At 60.5% G+C, this 21,155-nt stretch carries 23 protein-coding genes; 9 read left to right on the forward strand and 14 right to left on the reverse strand.

Translation table 11 applies throughout. The features are described 5' to 3' along the window. Positions 1-70 precede the first annotated feature (70 nt). The 7 genes from PDM29_RS00595 to PDM29_RS00625 form a co-directional block, all read right to left on the reverse strand. Positions 71-1,684 carry a phage portal protein gene (locus PDM29_RS00595; protein ID WP_311191986.1) on the reverse strand — a complete coding sequence of 538 codons (1,614 nt, stop codon included), beginning with the start codon at positions 1,682-1,684 and terminating at the stop codon, positions 71-73. Continuing rightward, positions 1,603-1,878, reverse strand: coding sequence for a DUF6148 family protein (locus tag PDM29_RS00600; RefSeq protein WP_311191987.1), 276 nt, complete (start codon positions 1,876-1,878; stop codon positions 1,603-1,605). The genes PDM29_RS00595 and PDM29_RS00600 overlap by 82 nt, the downstream gene beginning before the upstream one ends. Positions 1,879-2,242: 364 nt before the next feature. Further along, entirely contained in the window at positions 2,243-4,210 is a 1,968-nt protein-coding gene (locus PDM29_RS00605; RefSeq protein ID WP_311191988.1) for a phage terminase large subunit family protein, read from the reverse strand. Beyond that, a complete protein-coding gene (locus tag PDM29_RS00610) occupies positions 4,207-4,848 on the reverse strand; it encodes a hypothetical protein (RefSeq protein ID WP_311191989.1) in 642 nt (213 codons plus the stop codon). Before PDM29_RS00610 ends, PDM29_RS00605 begins: the two co-directional genes overlap by 4 nt. A gap of 339 nt (positions 4,849-5,187) precedes the next feature. Continuing rightward, complete coding sequence (locus PDM29_RS00615) at positions 5,188-7,599, reverse strand: DUF5906 domain-containing protein (RefSeq protein ID WP_311191990.1); 2,412 nt, start codon at positions 7,597-7,599, stop codon at positions 5,188-5,190. Between the two features lie 181 nt (positions 7,600-7,780). Next, positions 7,781-8,011: a hypothetical protein gene (locus PDM29_RS00620; protein WP_311191991.1), complete on the reverse strand. Its 231-nt coding sequence runs from the start codon at positions 8,009-8,011 to the stop codon at positions 7,781-7,783. Position 8,012: 1 nt separating this feature from the next. Next, positions 8,013-8,540 carry a hypothetical protein gene (locus tag PDM29_RS00625; RefSeq protein ID WP_311191992.1) on the reverse strand — a complete coding sequence of 176 codons (528 nt, stop codon included), beginning with the start codon at positions 8,538-8,540 and terminating at the stop codon, positions 8,013-8,015. Positions 8,541-8,611: 71 nt separating this feature from the next. Between PDM29_RS00625 and PDM29_RS00630 the strand changes: the two genes are divergently transcribed. The 5 genes from PDM29_RS00630 (at position 8,612) to PDM29_RS00650 (ending at position 11,084) form a co-directional block, all read left to right on the forward strand. Next, on the forward strand, positions 8,612-8,812 hold the full coding sequence (locus tag PDM29_RS00630) for a hypothetical protein (RefSeq protein WP_311191993.1): 201 nt from the start codon (positions 8,612-8,614) through the stop codon (positions 8,810-8,812). Between the two features lie 32 nt (positions 8,813-8,844). Continuing rightward, positions 8,845-9,081, forward strand: a complete 237-nt coding sequence (locus tag PDM29_RS00635) for a hypothetical protein (RefSeq protein ID WP_311191994.1) — start codon at positions 8,845-8,847, stop codon at positions 9,079-9,081. A 246-nt stretch (positions 9,082-9,327) separates the two neighbouring features. Then, a complete protein-coding gene (locus tag PDM29_RS00640) occupies positions 9,328-10,314 on the forward strand; it encodes an XRE family transcriptional regulator (RefSeq protein WP_311191995.1) in 987 nt (328 codons plus the stop codon). A gap of 156 nt (positions 10,315-10,470) precedes the next feature. Then, on the forward strand, positions 10,471-10,863 hold the full coding sequence (locus tag PDM29_RS00645; protein WP_311191996.1) for a hypothetical protein: 393 nt from the start codon (positions 10,471-10,473) through the stop codon (positions 10,861-10,863). After that, on the forward strand, positions 10,860-11,084 hold the full coding sequence (locus PDM29_RS00650; RefSeq protein WP_311191997.1) for a hypothetical protein: 225 nt from the start codon (positions 10,860-10,862) through the stop codon (positions 11,082-11,084). The genes PDM29_RS00645 and PDM29_RS00650 overlap by 4 nt, the downstream gene beginning before the upstream one ends. A 33-nt stretch (positions 11,085-11,117) precedes the next feature. Here PDM29_RS00650 and PDM29_RS00655 read toward each other — a convergent pair whose 3' ends face one another. Beyond that, positions 11,118-11,411: a hypothetical protein gene (locus tag PDM29_RS00655; RefSeq protein ID WP_311191998.1), complete on the reverse strand. Its 294-nt coding sequence runs from the start codon at positions 11,409-11,411 to the stop codon at positions 11,118-11,120. Between the two features lie 609 nt (positions 11,412-12,020). Here PDM29_RS00655 and PDM29_RS00660 point away from each other — a divergent pair. Next, entirely contained in the window at positions 12,021-12,272 is a 252-nt protein-coding gene (locus tag PDM29_RS00660; protein ID WP_311191999.1) for a hypothetical protein, read from the forward strand. Between the two features lie 316 nt (positions 12,273-12,588). Here the strand turns inward: PDM29_RS00660 and PDM29_RS00665 are convergent, their stop codons facing one another. The 4 genes from PDM29_RS00665 to PDM29_RS00680 all read right to left on the reverse strand — a co-directional run bounded on the left by PDM29_RS00665 (position 12,589) and on the right by PDM29_RS00680 (position 15,357). Continuing rightward, positions 12,589-12,816, reverse strand: a complete 228-nt coding sequence (locus PDM29_RS00665) for a hypothetical protein (RefSeq protein WP_311192000.1) — start codon at positions 12,814-12,816, stop codon at positions 12,589-12,591. 837 nt (positions 12,817-13,653) lie between these two features. Beyond that, complete coding sequence (locus PDM29_RS00670; RefSeq protein WP_311192001.1) at positions 13,654-13,875, reverse strand: hypothetical protein; 222 nt, start codon at positions 13,873-13,875, stop codon at positions 13,654-13,656. Between the two features lie 141 nt (positions 13,876-14,016). After that, a complete protein-coding gene (locus tag PDM29_RS00675; protein ID WP_311192002.1) occupies positions 14,017-14,238 on the reverse strand; it encodes a hypothetical protein in 222 nt (73 codons plus the stop codon). 879 nt (positions 14,239-15,117) lie between these two features. Further along, the gene (locus PDM29_RS00680; protein ID WP_311192003.1) at positions 15,118-15,357 is read right to left on the reverse strand and encodes a hypothetical protein; all 240 of its coding nucleotides are present in this window, start codon (positions 15,355-15,357) and stop codon (positions 15,118-15,120) included. Between the two features lie 390 nt (positions 15,358-15,747). Here PDM29_RS00680 and PDM29_RS00685 point away from each other — a divergent pair, with 390 nt between their 5' ends. Beyond that, positions 15,748-16,845 (forward strand): tyrosine-type recombinase/integrase, encoded by a 1,098-nt coding sequence (locus PDM29_RS00685; protein WP_311192004.1) that lies wholly within the window; start codon positions 15,748-15,750, stop codon positions 16,843-16,845. 689 nt (positions 16,846-17,534) lie between these two features. Here PDM29_RS00685 and PDM29_RS00690 read toward each other — a convergent pair. Together PDM29_RS00690 and PDM29_RS00695 are read right to left on the reverse strand one after the other, a co-directional pair. Beyond that, entirely contained in the window at positions 17,535-18,047 is a 513-nt protein-coding gene (locus PDM29_RS00690) for a hypothetical protein (RefSeq protein ID WP_311192005.1), read from the reverse strand. 153 nt (positions 18,048-18,200) lie between these two features. Next, positions 18,201-18,674 carry a hypothetical protein gene (locus tag PDM29_RS00695; RefSeq protein WP_311192006.1) on the reverse strand — a complete coding sequence of 158 codons (474 nt, stop codon included), beginning with the start codon at positions 18,672-18,674 and terminating at the stop codon, positions 18,201-18,203. Between the two features lie 316 nt (positions 18,675-18,990). Between PDM29_RS00695 and PDM29_RS00700 the strand changes: the two genes are divergently transcribed. Beyond that, entirely contained in the window at positions 18,991-20,109 is a 1,119-nt protein-coding gene (locus PDM29_RS00700; protein ID WP_311192007.1) for a hypothetical protein, read from the forward strand. Beyond that, positions 20,106-21,155, forward strand: coding sequence for a hypothetical protein (locus PDM29_RS00705; protein WP_311192008.1), 1,050 nt, complete (start codon positions 20,106-20,108; stop codon positions 21,153-21,155). The genes PDM29_RS00700 and PDM29_RS00705 overlap by 4 nt, the downstream gene beginning before the upstream one ends.

Below are 21,155 nucleotides of genomic sequence, written 5' to 3' on the forward strand. Positions count from 1 at the left end.
TCAGCGTTGTTTCCTGCGTCAGCTCGGACGCAGCGTGCAATGGCAGCAGCCAACAGGCATGCGTGCATGGTTATTCGCTCCTGGAAAGATCGTGCTGCAGCGAGGCCACTACTCGGGCACGGGCTTCAGCGCTGGTGGTGGATGCCGGCGGCATCAGGTCGCGGTTCTGCTCCTGCCAGTCTTCGCGCTGGCGCAGGACCTCTACGGGATTGTTCCCGTACTGCAGGGTGTTCTGCTGCGGCGAGACCCAACCGCGATCTTCTGCCTCGCCTCGGGCGTAGGCTTCCTTCAGTGGGTCGATCCACGGCATGACCGGTCGCACGTAGGTTGATGCTGCCAGGTTGCGCAACGTCCAGCCGCGAGGCAGCTTCACACGGCCGGCCAGAACGCAGGCCTGGACGAAGCGCACGCGCTGGGGACGCACACTGAGCGCGATGAAGCGCTCAGCTAGCATCAAGTAGCTGCCCCATTTCTCCACCAGCTCCTGGCGCTGCGCCGAGTAGGTGCCGTTGTAGTCCAGCGAAAGGCTGGAGTAGCTGACGCCAATGCCGCCGGCGGCGGCCCGCAGCTGCTCCTTTCGCCACGTCGCGGCATTGGGGTTCGGCCGGTCGGTCCCAAGACTCTCAATCGACTCCCCGGGCAGCAGGTCATCATAAATTGCACCGGGAGCCAAGCGCAGCTCGCGCACCGGAACTCCGTCCTGAATCAGGGCGTTTCCACCCAAGTCACCGGAGTAGGCCTCACCCGATCCCTTCTTGATCTGGAAGGTCATGGAGGCGGCGACCTTGGCCGCGATGCGCTCGGACTCTTCGTAGTCCTTCACGTCCTCAAAGCGCGACATCGCGCTGGCGAAGACGCTCAACCCTCGCACCTGGTGCAGTCGTTTGACCAGGGCAATTCGGTGCATGAACTCGGCTGAAACACGCTTTGTCTCGGTGCGACTCCCAGTCGGGTCGCCCGGATGCCGCTTAAATACGTGGTAGGCAATCGGCTTGCCCCATCCATTACATTCGACCCCCTGGCTGATGTTCCGCGCCGGATCGTTGAAGTCCAACGGGACAAGATCAGCCTCCAGCATCTCAATGCTGTACGGCACGCCAGTGCCGTGCTCCAGATACTGCACCGGACCGATCAAGTCCTGGTAGAAGGCGTCTCCGTCGCGGAACCAGCTACGCGCCAGCAGCTGCTGGCACATGCCGTAGTCGTGAGTACCCGTGACTTCAGGGGCATCCCACCATTCGTCCCAAAGCTCATCCAGCTGCAGAGCAAGCTCGCGATTGATGGCTTGACCTGGCAGGCGAGGCGCGGACAAGACGTCGATACCGGAGCCGACAGTGTTCTGCACCAACACATTCAAGGCGTTATCGGCCAGATCCAGATCGCGCTCAAGGTGACGTGCCTGGTCGCGCAGCTGGCGAGCATCCATGCCCGCGATGGCATTACCGCTGCCCCAGTCGCGAGCAAGCTTGCGATTGCGCGACGGGCGGGTGACCTCATGTGCACGCGCCAGAACAGGCGCGAGCTGTGCACGTGCAGTTGCGAATGCGCGGTCGGCACCTAGTGCAGCCGCCAATCGCGTCTTCGCGGTAAGTGCGGACGACATCAGGTCGTACCGCCGAAATCGGCGTTCGCCCAGCGAGCACGCCGACCGCCGCTCGCCGCCCGCGTGACTGCCGCCTGCCACTCTTTTCGACCTACGCGAATCTCAGCCAGGTCTGCCCGCGTCAGCTGTCGCTCACCAAAACGATAGGTCTGTCCGAGCAGGACAGCCTTTTCGGCGGCAATGTAAGCATCCAGCATTTCTTGAGCAGTCTTCATGACTGCATAGGCTAGAGGGTGGCCTGTCCAACAATTCAACAAAGTCGAGGACAGGCACATCTCTAAGTTGCTGATTTCTCAACGCGCGGAAACTAATTTGTCTCCACATTCATTGAGTCGGCGGACACGTTCGCACCTTCCGGCTTTGGGAGGCCTCCTGGGAATAGTGCATGGAGCTTGGAACGCGACACGTCGAACTGTCTCATAACGTGTTTCACGGGAATCCCCTTCCTCAGTTCCGCGCGAATCAAGTCCACCGGATAGGTCTTCTGCACCGCAGGAAAGTACGGTTGTTCGCCCGCGAAGCACTGCATAACTGAGTCTACAAAGGGCTGGGCCATACGCTCACTGATGCCGATGTCCGCGAGCATCGCCGCCAGAATTCGCTCCCGAAGTTCGTCACGCGTTTCTCGCCGTTTTGCCATTACAGACCCCATCCGTCACGCCCGAAACCTGCGCTGCGCGGCCGCGCACCGGAGCCACCATGCGCCGGCCGCTGACCGCCTGTTCCACGGGAATCCATAGTGCCCTGTCCTTGCGCATCGCCATGACTGTTCTTGGCACCCGCGTGTGTTCCACGGGAATCCGCACCCGCGCTTGCAACTGCTGCTGCCAACTTTGCTTCCAATGCGTCCCAGTCGGACTTCGTAAATCGGTGCAGACGCACCTCCGCGTGATGCGCGGCGGCATAGGCGTACACCCATGTGTCGAGCGGTTCATTGCGCGTGACCCGCTTCTCGAACCGGTTCTTGACCGGGTTGTAGACCTCCGACACCAGCCCAGGGAAGAACTCTTGCGGCAACTCATCACTGAAGCGCACCAGTCGCGCCTCGGCCTGCCGCTCGGCGTCGGCGGCCAACCGGCTATAGAGGTAGTGCTTGGCCGCCACGGTGCCAACATGATGAATCGTAATGCCGCGCTTGTCGGTGCGCTCCTTCCACGTCACGTCCGCCAGCTTGCCCTTGGAGAGGATGGGTGCGTTGTTGGGCACCGCACCGAAGATGCACATCACGCGGGTGATCTTGCGCTGGCGCACATAGTTCTTAACCGCCTCGGTGCGGTGGCCACCGGCGTCGACAGCCGTAGCCGATGGGCGCAGCTGCACCCCATCCTCCCGTTCGATGGGACGGTTCAGCAGGTCCGTCAACGCCACCCACACATCTTCCTCGGCCGGGTCGCCAGCCAGCTCGACATAGTCCAGCGTCCAGGCGGTCATCCCCCGCCCCCAGCCCACCACGTGAACCGCAAGGCGATTGTCCTGGGTATCCACGCCCACAGTGATGGCCAGGACGCCGCGCGGCGCGTGGCGCAGCCGGTAGCCTTCGGCCCGGTCGGCGATCACGTTGTGCTTGACCGCCCGCATCTTGGGGTCTTCCCACGTCTCGGCCAGACGGTCGTTGACGAAGGTCTTCAGGGAGGCCGGATCGTTCTGCGCGTCCAGCCACTCGCGCACCAGGTCGATCCAGCGCGGCCCCAGGCCGAACTGGTAGTACAGGCAGTTGATGTGATAACCGCGAATGGGTGAGTCCGGGTTGGCAGGCACCCAGCGGCCAGCGGCGATCATGTCGGCCTTGTGGTGCTCTTCGATACATGCCCCGCACTCGCTACAGGCGTACCAGGCATGTTTGGCGTCGGGCGACCAGTGCAGCCCGCTCCACTGCAGGTGCTGGAAGTGGCCACAGTGCGGGCACGGCAGGTGGTAACGGCGTTGATCCGACTTTTCGTACAGCTTCGAGATCCGGCTCAGCCCGGTGATGCCGGGGGTGCTGATGTAGAGCCGCTTGTAGGTGGTCGGGAAGGACGAGGTGCGCCCGTCGAGCATCTTCACCGGGTCATCGCCGGTGAGCAGCACCTGCGGGGCTTCATCAATCTCATCCACCACCAGGTTCTTGACCGTGGTGGATTTGAGGCGCTGCGGACTGCCCATGTGCTCTACGTAGAGCTGGCCACCTGCGAAGTCCTTGAAGGTGCGCTGGTTGGAGCTGTCGCGGCTGGCGGTACTGCTGAGGGCTTTGCGCACCGCCTTGCACACCTCGATCATCGGGTTGAGCTTCTGGTTCACCCACTTGTTCATGGACGCCTCGCCCGGCAGCGCATACATGATCGGGGCCGGGGCGTAGTCCATCCAGTAGGCGATGGAATTGGTGGCGATCTGGCTCTTGCCGAACTGGATGGGGAACATGCAGGCCTGGTCGTGCACCGGACTGCGCGCAGACATGTTGTCCATCGGCTCGCGCAGCGGCGGATTGCGGTCGGTCACCCAGCGGCCGGCCTTGCTGCTGCCCTTGGTGGACAGGCGCATATGCTCATCGCACCACTGCGACACGGTCAGCGGGCGGCGCGGCTGCAGCGAGCGGGCGAGCACGGTGTGGATGCGGGCTTGGGCGGTCATTCGGCCACCGCCGATGCTGCGACGCGGAAGCCCCGGCTCATCTCTTCCAGGGCGTGACTGACCTCATTCCAGATCAGCTCCCGGCAGCGGGCCTCATCGCTGGTGGCGGCCAGCTGCGGTGCCAGCGTGTCGGCCATGCGCTCCAGTTCCACGCGAATCGCCGTGGCCGCCTCGGCCAGTTCGTGCTCGACCTGGGCGGCGTCGAGCAGTTTGCCCATGCTGACCTCGTAATCGCGGGCAGCGGCCTTGGCATCGATCTCGGCCTTGTCCGCCAGCGCCTTGGCCTTGCGCTTGGCATCGGGCGTTGCCGGAGCGGCGGGACCCTCCCCGCCCTCCCCGCTGTCGGCGCTGTCGGCGCTGTCGCCATCGGCATCCAGGTCATCGCCCTCTGCGTCAGCCCCTTCCCCCGCCCCCGCCAGCGAAGAACCCCGCGCCTGCGCATGGCGGGCGGCGACGGCGCTGTACGCTGGATCCTGGGTCTGGGCGTACAGCGCCAGGGAGGCGTCGCGCAGATAGCCCTTGCCGTCTTCGGCGCTGACCAGGCGGCCCTTCTTCTTCAGCTCCACGATGTAGGACGGCCGACAGCCAATCAGCACCGCCAGCTCCTTGCCCGTGACCTGTACGTCCTCAGAAGCCATCTACAGCCTCCCCTTCCATTTTTTTCAAAAGAGCAGTGACAGAAGAAAACGCGCGCGCGAGCGTGGGTGCGGGACGTGCGGGAAGGCGTGCGGTCATGAGAATCCGCGAATCGCTTGCGCCGCCTGCGTTGTGCGGGACGTGCGGGACGTGCGGGCACCTATACGCGCGGGCGCATGCATGAAGGCAGGCGGTCGTCGGGGCATCGCTACGCGCACGCCCGCGCAGGTGCGTTAGGGCAGTCCCGCACGTCCCGCACAGCCCTACTGCCACTAGGCCAAATGCCCGCACAGATGCCCGCACACCCTCCCGCACGTCCCGCACGTCACTAGGCGAGCGACTCATGCGCGCCCCCGGTAGTCGTTGAAGGCGTTGCGGAAGGCCACCAGTTCATCGCCCAGGAAGGCCTGCTCGCTGCGGTCGTCCTCCGGCTTGGTCGGGCCGAGCATCAAGAACCCGTGCGGGCCCAGGGTGTTCTGGCCCACGATGTAGCGCTTGCGTGCCCGGTCCGGGTGGAGGATCTGCCGCTTGCGCACCAGGGCGTTGACGAACTTGGGGTTGGGCGCGGGGCGCACGCCCTCCTTGTTGCACCAGACCTTGTAGAGCTCATACCACTCTTTGGACAGCGCCGGCCGGGGCTTCACGCCCGGGATGTCGTTGCCATAGAGCTCATCCAGGAACCGCTGCGGGCTGTCCTGGCTCAGACCGATCAGCTCGCGCTTGGCATCGGTCATCGGCGGATTGGTGCCGTTGGTGAACCCGGTCAGGTCCAGCCGCAACAGGTAGTCGTGCAAGGCGGCGGTGCCGCCGTTGCGGATCTCCTCCAACGCCTCTTCGTAGAACGCCTGTGTCAGCTTGTCCGGCGTCCAGATCACCGCGTGCCGGCGGTCGTCTTCTTCCAGCACGACCGGCATGGCCTCGTTGGACAGGAACACCAGGTTGGCGTGGTTGTCCTCTTCATAGGCCTGGATGTTCTTGGGGTTGATGCGGATCCGGTCGCCGGTGATCAGCGCCTTGAGCTTGTTCTTGAGGTGGTAGACCTCGGTGCGGGCGACCACTTCGTCGGCCAGCAGGAACAGCTTGCGGCTGGCCCAGTCGTTGAACTTGTCTTCCAGCGCGGCCTGATCCAGCACCCGCCCATAGTCCCCGAACAGTTTCATGTACTCATCGAAGAACATGTTCTTGCCGGTGCCCTGCGGGCCGTGGATGACGATGGTGCTCTTCATCTTGGCCCCGGGGTGCTGCAACGGGTACGCCAGCCATTTCAGGACCCAGTCGTAGAGGGCCTTCTGGTTGGATTCGTTGCCGCACATGTGCCAGAGCAGGTGCAGCAGCTTGGAGCACTCACCGGCCCTGGGTGTCGTCGGCCAGCCGGCGAACAGGTTGCAGGTCACCCCTTCCTTGGTGCCGGAGGGATCGAAGTCGACCTCGCGCACGCGCACGATGGATCGGCCCGGGTGCTCCATCCAGGCCCGGTGCAGCTCGCGGCGCACGCAGGCATGGCCCATGTCGGCTAGGGCCATGAGCATGTGTTCTTTGTGATCGAACACCGTGCCGCCCTGCCCGTACACCAGCGCGAACCGCTCCAGCAGTTCGTCCAGAGAATCAATGGGCTTGAGCTTGGCTTTGCCCCCGTCCCCGGTGGTGGTGAGCAAAGGCGCGTAGTTTTCGCTACGGGGACGCCACGAAAGCTCCGTGATGCGGGCCTCGACCTGGCTGCGCACGACGTGCAGGCCTTCGAGCACGTGCAGGTCGTTGAAGTCGCTGATCTTGCGACCGGTGTCGATGAAGCGCTCGCGCCGGTCTTCTTCGTCGGCGAAGCTGGGCAACAGCACCGCCCCGCCCACGTCCATCGCCGCCGCTTCCGCGCCGAGCAGGCCGGCGTTGGACGCACCGTGCGATTCGCCGCAGGTCGGACAGATCTCCGGGGCGTCGGCCAGCACCAGGCGCGACTTGCAGCGTCGGCACTTCTGCAGCACGTCATCATCACCGCAGACCAGCACCTTGGCGCTGCGATACCGCTTTGCCAAGGACGCAGCGACCGGCATCAGGTTGCCGGCATCGAACGCCACGGCTACCGGGTAGCCGGTTGCCATGTGCAGCGTCGAGGCCGTGGCATATCCTTCGGCTACCAGCAGGATCCACTGCGGTGTGCCACCGATCAGGTGGAAGTGGCCCTTCTTGGCCAGGCCCGGCGGCCAGAATTCTTTGGCCGGTTTGTTGCTGGCCTTGGCCTGCTTGGCACTGCGCAGCACCTGCAGGCCGTGCACGGAGCCGTTCGGGTCCAGCAGCGGCACCAGCGCAACACTGCTTCGACCGTACCGCAGCCCAAATGCCTGCACCGCCTTGTCGACCAGGTAGTCGGCCTCGCCCTCGGGCAGTGCCCTGTTCCAGGCCGCCGTCGCCCGCGCCGCCGCGCGCCGGTTCTGCTCCAGGCGCGCCGCTTCGGCCCTGCGGCGGTCCTCGGCCAGCCGGCGCTTGAGCGCCTCACGCTGCTCCTGGCTGAAAGCGCTGTCACGCTTGTGCAGTTCGACCTTCTGCGCGCCGTTGTCGTTGCCGTGCCAAACGCCGAAGGTGCCGACGATCAGCGTGTCGCCGCTGCTGGTGTTGAGTTCATGCAGCACGTACCAGCCCCGACGCTCGCGTGACCCTTCAATCCGGCAGCGCACCATGCGTCCGCTGGTGTCCAAGGTGTCGAGAATCAGGCCAGCTGCAGTGAGCTGACCGAGCACATCAGTGTAATTGGCAGACATTCAGTAAGTTCCAGACCCGCTGTGTACCCGAGCAGTGCGCGCTTGATCACCCGCAAAACGCATGACCCAGGAGGACCCATCGACCGGCGCTCGTTCAGGTTCGACGTTCAGCTTCGAAGGCGCGACCGAACTGAATCGACGCGACCGCGTTTCCATTGCTCCCCGGGGGGAAGGGGCGCGATCAGGGCTCGCCATCGCGCAAGACCTCCAGCTGCAGGGAAGGTTGCCTCTGCTCCACAGATTGCAGCGCCGCCCAGGTGCGCTCGCGTTCGGCCAGCGCGGCATCACCGACTGGACCAGGCTCAGACCCGGACAGCAGCTGCTCGATCCGTTCAATCTCACGGCGCGCTGCCGCACTGACGATGCGCTTGCCGTGTGCACGTGGTGCCCGGGGTGCGCGGTAGGTGACCATGTCATGCCCGCGCCCTGCTCTTCTTCAAAGCCTTGCGCAAGTTGCGCTCGATCCGGTGGCACATGGAACGCAGATCCTGCAATGCGTCGAGCATGCGGTCGGCTTCTTCCAGGGTGACCTTTTCGTCCTGCAGCACGTCAAGGGCCACGGCGGACAGCTGCCCGCAGAACTTGGACACATGCAGCAGCTTGTCGCGGATCGCGGCGATCTCATCGGCCACGGCATCCGGGGCCACCGGCACGTGGTCGATGGTCAGGTTGAACTGGGCGGCCAGGGACAGGATCCAGTCGGTGGCCACGGACGTACCCGCCGCCTGCTCCACCATCCAGTCGGTGAGCATCTCCATCATTTCCATCGAGAGCGATTCGCCCTCCAGGCCGCGCAGCTTCTTGCGCAGGGACTCACCCTTGATGGCGGCACCGCGTCGCTTGGTCAGGTAGGCGGCAGCAGCGTTGACGCTGCCGGGCATGCGCGAGACGGCGTTGTAGGCCGCGTCGCGCCAGTAGATGTCAGAACGGGCACAGGTCATGCGGCTATCCCCTGAGAGGTAAGGCGTTTCATCGTTCCCCTTGCACACCGCACTACCCCACGATGGCGGCTATGAGCGAACTCATTGGATTCGACCGCCAGATGCGCTTTACCGCGCTGCACGCCTACTCGATAGCCAATGGTGTGGGCGGGGTCGTTGCTGTTTTCTTCTGCCCGGCTAAGCCGGAAAAGGACACTAGCCATCGGTCGGTTGATGAAGGCCATTCGAATAGATTCCGGGGCGATCGAAGCCAACGCGCTCCGAAGTTGTAGTCTCATGGATGTGTGTCAGTTCCATGAGGACGATGAAAGTGATGAAGCTGTCCGACGATGTGACATGGTTCCCTCTCGACGGATTCGAGGTTGGAATCGAGTCAGGTGCCGGGGTCGTTGCACTCGGGCTCTACCAGGTGCAACTGGACGAGCAGCAGATACGGCTATGCGGATCCACGATGTCGCCGGAGCAGGCGCAGCGGATTGCCAATGCCCTACTGAACGCAGTCGCCGCGCTTCGCGAGCCTGTTGCCCCGTCCAAACATTAAGGTTTCTGATTCCCGCCAAGCGGCGCTGGACATCCACGTCAGGCCACCTCGACGTTAGTGACCCGTCCCGAGTCAGGATCTTCGTTGGAGTAATCTGGCTCCTGTACCTCAAGCAAGCGAAGCACCTGAGGCGTTTGAGGGATAGTTGCTTCCTCTGGCCATCCCTCAACTTCTTGTGCGGGCAGCCCCAACACAGTGGCCAAATGCGCGTCGCTGCTCAGGCCCAGGCGAGCACGCAGTGCTCGCTTGCTCATCCGGCTGTCGATCAACGCCCTGTTGGCTCGGCAAGCTTGCTGCCGGCCAGCAGCGAACTGCTCAGGCTTCATCGCCGCCAGCCTGAAGGCCGCGTCAGCACGGGGAGACTTTGTCCGTCCGGCCCGGATTTCTCTGACAGCATTTGGTGTGACGCCCATTCCGACCGCCAACAGATCAACTGTCGCGCCGGCGCGTAGTAACCCTTCGATGTGGGATTTCCAGTCCATGGACAGGCAAGCTACAGAATTCTGCAATTACCGTCAACAGCATTCTGTTACAGGGTTCTGTGACCATTCGTCCATGGAGACTATTGGCACCCGCGTTCGCCGAGAGCGCGAATCTCAAAATATGGATCGGCGTGAGCTGGCCGCCAAGAGCGGGGTCGGCTATAGCACCCTCTCGGAGCTGGAGCGCGGAGGCATGCAGACGACCACGAAGCTGCGGGTCATAGCAGACGCCTTGGGGGTCTCTCAGCAATGGCTGGAAACCGGGAAAGGGCAAAAAAATCCTACGGAACCAGCGTCAGTCTCAACAGTCTTAGAGACTGAGACCCCCGCCGGATATGTTCGCTTCGACTTGTTCGAAGGGGGTGCCGGGATGGGGGTGGGGTTGGTGAATCAGGACTTCCCTGAGGTCGTGCGCACCATCGAGATTGCAGAGTGGGAGGTCCGTAAGAAGCTCGGCTACCTGCCAGCACCTGGGCGCATCCAAATCATCACCGGACGCGGCCCATCCATGCGGCCCAAACTGGAAGATGGTGACATCGTATGGATCGACACGACATGTGATTACTTCGATGGCGACGACTACTATCTGATCAACATCGGCGGCGAAACGCAGATCAAAATGCTGCAACGGCGCGGCGATGGGATGTATGTCGTCAGCATCAACCCGGACTTCCCAACCTATCGCGCAGACGAAGGTGAGGTGTCCATTCTGGGTAAAGCCCTAATGCACGCGGGCCTCAGACGCTTCTAGGGCCGCATCTCCTCATCGTTCAGAAGCTGAACAGAGGACCGTGGGTTCATCAGCGAGAAACAAGTTACAGAATGCTGTTGACATCTGATTACAGGATTCTGTAGCTTACGCCCGTCGCCCCACTAACCGCCCATCCGGGCCGGGGCACGGAGACTCATGGCTTACCTCACCATCAGCGCTGTCGGCGTTCCGGTGGCAGACGCCCGCCCGAGCAACGGCACCGTCGTAGTTCGACTCGGCACGCCTGGCGAAGGCCTGCTGTCCCTTTCCGCGCAGGAAGCCTTCGCGCTGGCGCGCGGACTTATCTCTGCAGCCGTCTCGGTCAACTCCCCGGAAGGCGCGACCGTCGCCGCGGCGGCTGACATCAACGGAGGCGCGGTTGTCCTGTCCGTCGCCGGGGAACCAATCCTCAAGCTGCCCGTTGAGACGTGGACCCAGCTCTCCATTGAGGGCTCCGACGCAGCAATGGCATTGCAGGGCGACAGACTCAGGGCGCATTTGCGCTCACCGATCCTGCAGCTGGGCAACGCCGACTTGGTGGGGGCATGAACATGGCGAAGGCATTCGATCACAGCAGCCAGACGCATCTGCCGTACCCCAACACTTTCTGTCCGAACGTGGACGAGCTCGAGCGCCACATCATCGTGGTGTGGGGCGAACTCTGCGCGGCCTCCATCGCCAAGAGCTCGTGGATGCAGGAGCTGCTAACGGCACAGCTGCACGACCTCGGGGTGCTCAGGTATCGAACACAGAAGCGAGGTGCGGCATGAGCATCCGCGTGAGAGCCGGAAGCAACCCTGCTATCAAGGAGTGGCTCGCGGCAGCGTCCATCCGTGCATCTCTTCGCTCAACGCAAATCTCAGATCCTCATACGACATCGCACGGATCTGCCCGGGCATCCAGTGGTGCTTCTGCATCAAGTAGTAATAGATGGCTTCCATGCCTTCCAGCCCGTTCTTCCATCCCTGAGTCTGTCCAAGCTCGTCTCCGAACATCTCCAGGCAATAGTTCAAATCGCTCAGAGCCTGATGAAGCTGCCGACGCGCGGTATTGCGCTTGGCTCGATATGAATCAGGCTGGGAATTGTCTGTGCTCATGCTGCCCTCCCTACGGGCTTCCGTTTTCATGCCGTCAGCTTATCGCAAGGAGTGCGGGGGCAACGCCGTCTAGACCCACTACCCAAGCCAGAGCTCCGACTCCGCTCCCTCGGAGCTGGGGGGCAGCCAGAAGCACTTGGCATCGAATTGCCTGGCTAGCGCTTGCAGCCGTGGCGGCGTTTGTCGTCCCCCTGCGCCTGATGGAAATCGTCGCGGCGAACCAAGTGCGTCAGGCCGTCGAGACCAACGTCCTCATCCCTACTGCCAGGAAGTAACTCCATGCAAGCTTCCCGCCCTACTCCGGATGACATCCCCCTCTGTGGGCCCGGTCACCGACCGCAGATCGTCACCACCACGGGTGCACCACTGGGACACCAGCTGGGTGCCCCGTGTCCACCGCTGGTCCACTTTGAGTGCCATCAGTGCCAGCTGGCGACAGTCCCCAGCACCTCCCTGGCAATTGCCGAGCTGCGCTGGACCGATCCGGGCCTGCGCGACCGACTGATTTCGATTTCCCACCTTGCTCGGGCTCGCGCGAACGTCCTCGCCGGCATGCCTTCGCAGCACGCTGCCTGATTGGAGACCGTAATGGCAGCAGCATTAAAGCCCATGGAGCGCGCCGCCCTCATCGTGGCGCGGGGATCCAGCGACAGCAGCTTGAAGCGCACGCGCGGCGGCTTCTGCTCGACAAAGCAACCGTCGCGAGTCTTCAGCCGCAGGGTGATGAACTGGCTCTACGAGCGTGCGCTTCTCGATTTCGACGACCCAGACTGCCCTGGAAAAGCCACCCTCACTGCTCGTGGCGAAGCTGAGGCGGATGCGTTGGTCGCAAAAGGACTGAGCAAGGCGGGCCTGGCATGAATCCGTCTGCACTGCCAGTGGAAAAGACATTCGCCACCGGCTCCCACGGAACCACTCTGGTTCTGATGATCTGTGCAGGCTGGCTGTGGGCAGGACTGTACGCAAGCCCGCATAGCAGTTCACCAGTGGACGTTGCGGCATCGGCCCGGCTCTCTGCAAGGGTCGGCCGCAGAACGCTGACCGTGGGTGGCCACAACTTCGCCGTCTCTGACGCATCATTGCACACCATCCGCCGCTGGCTGGATCGGAACGGTGTGCGCGTGCGTGTAACAGCAGACGCAGCAGCGAGGAAAGCAGCATGACACGCTGCAAGTCGTCAGGGCTTACGCGGAAGTCCCTCAATGTGTCGCTCGGCTGCAGTCACGCCGAGCTGAAAGCCATCGCCCTTGCTGGTGATCATGCGTGCCTTGGGGATGGAAACAGCATGCCCATCCACTCGGAGGCTGTAGTCAAAGAGCCCGTCGCCGATTTCGATGACGGTAACGACGAACGTATGCCCGTTGATGAGGCCACGGACAGTTTTACGCGAAGAATTTGCAGGCATCGGACTAGCTGTCTGAATGGGCAGCCACACTTTACAGCTGAACCTGTTAAGCGAGAAGTTAAATCTCAGCAGGATTGTTTCTTAGGCATGAGTGGGCTGATGACGCAGGGCCGCTCCTCAGTGGCCGAGGGCCCGGCGTGCGAGGCAATCATTGGGGTCCAGCCGGCTAGCAATCTCTCTCGCTGCGTCCAGGGCCGCGCATCGAGCAGCCTGCTGGCTCGGGAAATCACCTTCGAGATGAATCCTTTCGAGAGCGCGTCGTTCACTCTGACAGTGGACCACGGCTGCTGCATACCACCGCCCTGGGCGATCCGGGCATTCGCCGACAAACGTTACCAACCGAAAAGAGCCTTCCCAATCTTCCATTCCACTTCTTCCAAGAAACGTATGGAAGAAGCTATAGAAGCGCTGTTTGCGACTACGTCAACGCTGTCTGCCACCACCACCACCTTCCCTAACGCGTTCAGCATCCGAAGGTGGGGCTGCTGCGTGCTAGCGAAAGCGGAGCACTCGTCCGGGCCGTACTTCTGCCAGAGCAGCCCTGCTTTCTATCAAATCCCGCGCCAACTGCTCTGCCGACTCCAATGCAGCTTGGCAGGAAGTCTCATCGGGCATAGGTCGCTCAGATCTTCCGATCCCCTCTACATCAACAGACAGCACGCGCCACTGATGAGCACCTCCGCGCCACAAGTGAACCGTGTACCCCCTCCCATCTACAGACAAGTCGACGCTGTGAAACGATTCTGGAGCAACAGCTACTGCCATCTTTCGCACTCCGACTGCACTCAATTCGATTCTGCTATGAGCGCATTGTGGCCGCAAGGCCGCAAGACCGCGTCAAGGCGCGATGCCCGAATCCAGCAACGTGTCAGCCCAGGCACGCGCCTCGCGTGCGCCGTCAGTAATCGCCTGGATGATGCTTTCGAAAGGTCCGAACTCTTTAGCTTGCGTTTTGCGTTCAGTTCCACTTGGCCACTTCAGAACGACGGTGGCGAGAAAGCCGCTAGCCACCGGATCCACGACCAGGTGCAATTCAACGTCCCTATGAATCATGCGCATTTTGCGCATCCTCGGCTCAGCACGCAGTCAAAAAAGTGCAGTTGTGCAGTTGCTTGGTTGCCGCTGCACAGCGCTAGGAAAACCGCCACCTCGCCAACAGCATCTGCAACGCCCTTTCACGAATTGCAGCGTCCGCGCCTACTAGCTGTCGATCTGCTCTACCGCGAAACCCACGCCGATATCCAGGGCCTGCTGCAGGGTAGACGCATCCGGCAGGTTCAAGACTTCGATAGCTGGTCGCCCGTCGATCTTGACGGCGTGCACGAATGCACGCCCTCCATTCGGCTGCCACGCTTCCACCGAGAAAGCGATGCCGAACAACGAGCAATCTATGTATTCCTTAAGTATGAAATGACCGCTCATCCCACTAATCCCGTGTGGCGCATATGCGGGATCGTGTTCCTGGCGCAGCGGACTGTCAATGCGGTGAACCGGTGTCAGGATCGCCACAGCCCCCGTCTAATGTTAACGATTCAGCTTTGGATCGGGCGGCTTCGCCCCGGCAGACGCAATGATCTCATTGGCAACAATCTCCCCTTGTTGAAGGGCCGCAAGGCAAGAGCCGGCATGGAAACCTATATGCCCGACAACTCCTACATTGTGGACCTGGACCTTCTGAAGCTTCCAACTCGTGTCGCTCTCTCGTACAAGCTCACACGTGTAGGAGTACCGACCAATGGAAAGCGTGACTCTTCGCAGACCCATATGTCGCTCCGCCGCTGCCTACAGGCCGAGTCTGCTCCCGTAAGCGAAACTGCTCAAGGGGGTGTTCTTCCGATCCCCATCCACTCGAGCGCGGTGCATGGGTCAAATGGAGCTAAGGGCTCCTACAGGCCGCCCCTGCAGAATCGCTGCGACGATACGCCAGCGGCCTCAAGGGTCACCTTTGATCCCGACACAGATGGCATCCATACGCTTGGCGCGCCGCACGGCCAACTGTCAGGCGCTGGCCGCGCCAGCGTTGAGGGAGCTGACGTAAGAGCCTCCAAGCCGCTCAGCTTCCCCTTCGGCCTCAACCATGCTCTTGCTCCGCGCGGCCACTTCAAGGGTTCGCAGGTGCGTGCTGTCCGACCGGAAAATATGCACGACGCCCCGCCAATACCAGCCGTAATGGACTGCGGATACAACTATTCCGTAGGAATTCAATTCTGTTCTGGAAGGCACTTAACTGACCCAGCGTCTTTGTCTTCGATAGTGCCAATACGTCGTCGCAACGTCACTCACGCATTCTCACGCCACCTGTTAGCTGGCCTCGCGGGCTCGCAGCTCGGTGAGGCGAGCAATAGCCCAACGCAGACCAGCATCGAGCGCATCCACCAAACTCTCGTGCTGCCCACACTGGGGTTGATCAACCACGGGAAGTTCCCCAACTTCCACGTAGCACACGACGGCCTTTCCACCCTCCGGCTGACAGGCCTCAACAAAAATGTCGTGGCCGTAGCAGGTTGTTCCCAGCGAATCGAACTTCAATTCTTGAGCCATATCACCTTCCCCCTTTCGCCTAGGATCGTCAAGGCAAACCACCCCACCGTCAACAGGGAGGGCAGCCCGGCCAGATACCACCGTTGGGATGGCCTCGCCCGGCACCGGATGTTCCGCACTTTCGTCAAAAATTCAGCCGAAAGCAGCAAACAGTTGCACGTCCGTAGGACGTTCGGAGAACTGTCACCATGCATCTGATGACGCCGCAGCGTTGGCTTGAGACCTACTTTGATCAGACCAGCCAGCCAAGCATCCAACAGCTGCACAGGTGGTTGAGAGACGGGAAGATCCCAGGAAAGAAGGTGGGCGGAACGTGGTTCATTGACGCTCATGCATGGCTGGCCGATGGCGACGACCTGGTCGAACGAGTATTGAAGGCAGGATAGAAATATGACGCCACGGAAGCGCAGCCCTGGACGCCAGGGCTGGCCGGACAACCTTTACCCAAACCGGGACGGGTTCAAGTATCGGCACCCCGTCACCCGCCGGGAGACCTTCATGGGCCGCGACAAGACCAAGGCCTTCGCTGCGGCGAAGAAGCTCAACGCGATGTTGATGCCGGGCAACGACCTGGTAGGACGGGTCGTTGGCTCACGCGAGACCGTCGCCGATGCTATCGCCGTCTTCCGTCGCGACGACATCCCTGCCCGTGGTTGGGCCCCCAAGACGACGGAGGTTTACGAAAGCGTCATACGGCGCATTGAGACTGGTCTGGGGAGCCGTCCGGTAGAGGAGATCACGGTGAAGGATTGCGCGGAATTCATTCGTGCGGTGACACCATCCGACCGTTCCAGGCAGCAATTCCGCTTGGTGCTGGGCTGGATCATGGCCTGCGCAGTACAGGAGGGCTGGATCGACACCAATCCTGTGCTGACCACCCGCAGGTTCCAGCATGAGCGAAAGCGCGCCCGTCTCACTAGAGAGATGTACGCCGCCATCTGGGAAAAGGCCGATCCTTGGCTGCGTTTGGCTATGGACATTTCGCTGGTCACCCTGCTCCGCCGTGACGACGTAGTGTCATTGAAGTTCAACGACGTGCGGGATGGTTCGTTGTGGGTCATCCCGCACAAGACCGAGGGAACCACCCAAGTAAAGCTGAAGATTCGCATCGGCCAACAGTTGGGCGACCTGCTCGCACAAGCGCGCGACGCTGTGCTCTCGCCGTACGTCATCCACCGCCTCCCGGAGAAAGCCCGACCTTCGAACATGCGTGCATCTGCTCGACAGCACCATACCCAAGTGATGCCGGAACAGCTGACCAGGGCATTCCAAGATGCCCGCGATGCAGCTGGAGTCGCTGGGCCGAACCCGCCGAGCTTCCATGAGATCCGAAGCCTCGGCGGAGCTCTTCTCAGCGAGTCTGGCTGGCAGATCGAGCAGGTTCAAAGTCTCATGGGCCACTCGTCTGCCAGCATGACTGAGCACTACCTGGAAGGGCACGAAACCCCTTGGCAAGAAGTCCATCCAGGCAACACCTTGGTGCGCTAGATGCAGTATCAGTTACCTTGCTCGGAAAGCAACTACGCATGTACTAGCGCTGCTGCTTCAGCCTCGGGGTGCTGACGAACACTCAACCAGACGGCAACGTTCTGCCGCACTTAGGCGGTTCAATTGTGCCACTTACGCTGCGTACTCACGGCGTGCCTGATGTGATCTCCAATCGTATCCATGGCCTGGCGCACCGCCATATGGTGAAGCCGCGACTCACCCGGCGCATCGCTCTCGGAGTATGCCTTGCAGACACCCTCCCAAAGCTTCAGCAGCCCTGCAGGTTCGGGGGAGAACAAGACTACAGCGTGAAGCCCTGACTCCAGCGCCTTAGTGTAACCACGCAACGCCTGCAGTTCTCTCTCACAGCGCTCTATGCGTTCCAAGACGTCGTTTGTGTGTCCGCTCACGGGCCATTCCTTGTGTTGATGGCACTACATTGTAGATCTGCTATTGCCCCAAGTTCTGGGAGGGGAGCTTGGCCACGATTGCTCAGGTGGAATCGGAGCCTTCTCCCCCTGAGGAACGGTGACTCGCCCACGTTGGGAAATTGCCAAGTTCCATATCACCTACGATTTGCCATAAACGGAAATTTAAGCGCCCTCTTGATTGTCCAAAACCCCTGTGCGATTCACGACCCACTAGGGATAGCATGACACTCGTCGCTCACCGTCTACCCAGAGCCAACCCTAGGGAGCAGCATCAAGCAGCAGAACTTCAGCGATCGTTTCAATGCTTCCAATACAGATAGTCAACGGAGACAGGGTGCAATCGTCTGGGGGTGATGCGGTCAGTCGATACTCGCATTGAGAAGCGTACGCCGTAGGCTTGGAGTACGCCACGCCAAGCCCATGTGGCAAGCCATAGCTCACAGGAGCGTCCACGGTGATGCAACCAGGTAGAGCCCGCTCAACCTCAGCATGGATCCGCTCAAGCAAGGCATCAGGATCATGAACAATGAGACAGGCATCTGTACCGCTGAATCCGCTTGAAATTTCAGTAGTCAAACGAGAAGAAAAGCAAATCATCAGGTAATCTCTCAGCAAGCGCTTGGTGAAATTCAACTCGCTTATGGGATGTATGATCTCGCCATACTCATTGCTGATGCTCACATCGTCCGGGTCAACGCTTCGACTGCGACAAAGCTCGTCGTCTTGCCGGGCAGCGTCGTTCTCGAGTGCCGTGTAGTAAGAAGCTGGCATAAGCCTGAACTCGCCCAAGCGGAGGGACCTGTCAAGCCAGCGCTGCTCTGAGTACCGGTAGAGTTTCCCCGGCCTAGTGACGTCAACTTCCACGAGAAATCTCTTCTCTGATTGCGCGTTGGTAATAGAATCAGCAAGCGTTTGAGTAACCGGCTACGTGAGAATCTTTCCTTCAGCGCTCACGTTCACGACCCGAGCCAGGCCTCGGCGCGCCACCTCAACCGCCTCCTTTGCTGTTTGGTAGTGGCGTCCTACCAAGGTTACAAGGAGAGCGTCGGTCACAAAGCCGTCGCCGTCCACTGCCTCAATGTAACCTTCAAAGTTCCCAGCGCCTGCTGCCGTCTCTTTCGGAACAGCGCGAAGCACGCTACCACCACCCTCTGGCCCTCGATGCAACACGTCCGCTATCTGCGCAAGCGCAACCTCAGTTCCAAAACTCCGGGCCTCTGCTAAAGGACCAGGAACACCGAAGGCGCGATTAAGGTGCACGATACTCGTGTCTGGAAGCTGTACTTGGAATACGGTTATCGACCACCCTCCATCTCGCTCGTCGACGTAGACCGTTGCTACCACACTATCCTGACAAACCAGAAAAGCTTCGTGATACGCCTCGTGCTCTTCGTTCATCGAGCGCCCCCGTGGAGAAATTTCACCCAGCTTAGCATCGCCGCGAGTTCGGATCCGATAGGCGGAGGCACTCCCGGCATTTTAGATTGCGAAGGGCACGGAAGCCCCTAGCGATAGGTCTCGGCTGGGGGAGTCCTCCTAAGGCGGGAATTGCGGTTGGCACCCAGTCCGCACCGAGGGCGCATACCCCTGGCTCAGGGGAGACGGAACACTTTAAGTAGCCTCCTCCGCCCGTGTAGGGGCGAACCTTACTACTATGCGCCCCGCGATTTGGCTATGCTCTTCCAAGGCGACTCAGCCTTAGGAAGGGCTTAGCATGAACAATATTGTGAGTCAAGTGGATCGAATCGAGGATGTTCCCCTAGAGCATCTGATCTTCGACCCGTTGAATCCTCGTTTCGCCGGTCTTGACTACGACGGCGATTTTAACCTCGTTGATCGGATGACTGAGGATGAGAATGTTCAAGAGTTGATGGGCTCCATCGGTGCCCAGGGGTATTTCGCGGGCGAACCTCTTCTCGTGGCGCGAACTAACATGGATGCACCCGTATCCCAGGAGAACCCACTGATTGTCGTAGAGGGCAATCGGAGACTCGCTGCGCTGAAACTGCTCGCCGGCCTTATTAGCTCTAACAAGGCTTCAGTGGCAGCGCTTCGCGAAAGCGCTATCGTCAAACCAGTTTCGGTAGCTTGCATCCTTTTTAATGAGCGGAAGGAGATCCTCCGCTACCTAGGCTACCGGCACATCACAGGAGCTAAGCGCTGGGAACCACTTCCCAAGGCACGCTACTTGAAGCAACTGAGAGACGAGTTCTTTGGGGATCTTACTGCAGACGAGCAGCATCGCCGCCTAGCAAAAGAGATCGGAAGCCGAGCGGACTACGTTGCCCAGATGCTCACAGGCCTGAACGTATACGAGCGATCCGCAAACCAACGCTTCTTCGATCTAGCTGGCGTAACAGCGGAGTCTGTTGAATTCAGCCTCCTAACCACAGCATTGTCCTATTCTGCAATTGCCGAGTACATCGGCCTTAGGTCGCGAACAGATGTTGAGGGAAGCGATCTGCAGGACTCAAAATGTCGTGATCTCTTTTTTTGGATGTACTCCCCCAAAGAAGATGGCTTCACCATTCTTGGCGAGTCACGAAAACTGAAATATCTGGCCGCGGTGGTGACTAATAGCGTTGCGATTGAAGACCTGCGCGCCACAAAGGATCTCGACCGCGCATTCCTCATGAGCGAGGGCCCAGCGAAAGCGCTAATGGCCGTGCTGAATGCAGCGCATAGGCAGATGAAAAATGCCTATGACCTGATCCCACAAGTCTCTGAGCTCGACCATAGTCACGAGGCAATGGTGGAAAAGCTCTACAGCCTGTCTGAGGATCTAAGCACCATCATCCGCCGCCGAGCACGTCGAAAGGAATCATTCGAATGAACACTACCGTCTCGGCAATGACGACACCGAACCCCCCAGCCCTTTTTACGGACTTGGGACCGTTGCCCAGCTCTGCACCGACCCACCTGTGGGCGGATTATGTCGAGCTCCGAGCAATGACCAGTCAAGACAAGCTTTTCTCGCACGGATTTTTGCAGGACTGCATAGATCTGGCCGAAGATGTCAACGTCGATGCCGATTCTTCACTAGAAGAAGACGGCCTTCTCGCCGCCATGGATCATGGCGATTTTCCGGAAGATGGCGACGGCGTATCAACGGAAGATGAGCGAGCTGAGCGACTATCGAAGAAATGGGGAGATATCAAAATAGCACTGTCGTCTCGCGAGATCCGCATGGGCGCAGCTCGACCGTTTCACTTGGAAGGTGACGTACTGAAATTTGAGCTGGATGAGACTAACGGCCTCCACGCACTTTACGTGTCGCTACTCGTCTCTTCCTGTCTCCGCTACGTCAACAAGAAGAGGTATGCGGAGATTACCGACTACGTCGAAGTGCTCGGAGCCCTAGTCTTTACAGCGATCATGCCAAAAATGTGGAATGTCACAATATTTGGCGCGAAAGCTCCCGCATTTACAGGCACCACTTCTCAGAAGCTGCGACAGCTAGCGGAACTCATTCGAGCGAACGTCATGTTCGAAGACGCTGAAATAAACGCAGGCAGTTCAGGTGACGCCGGGCTTGACGTTGTCGCTTGGCATGACTTTGGGGACGGCCTCGGACAGATCCCCGTCGCGTTCGCGCAATGTGGGTGCTCGCCGAAGGACATTGATCACAAGCAGCTTGAGGCCTCTCCTGCTTCCTTCAATCGATGGATCAAGCCACATCACCCAGCCGTAAATTACTACATCGCCCCTCTGGACTTCAGGTCAAACACCGGGCATTGGGTAAGGAAACCAGGTGAGGTTGTGCTGATTGATCGGTCTCGCATCGTCAATATTCTCAAGAACTACAATCAGACCGTGACCTACTCTGCCCCAGCTTTCGTTACCGAAGCTGTGGCCTATCAAGTGAGCACAGGAGCGTAG

This window comes from Stenotrophomonas oahuensis (assembly GCF_031834595.1).
GTDB lineage: Bacteria > Pseudomonadota > Gammaproteobacteria > Xanthomonadales > Xanthomonadaceae > Stenotrophomonas > Stenotrophomonas oahuensis.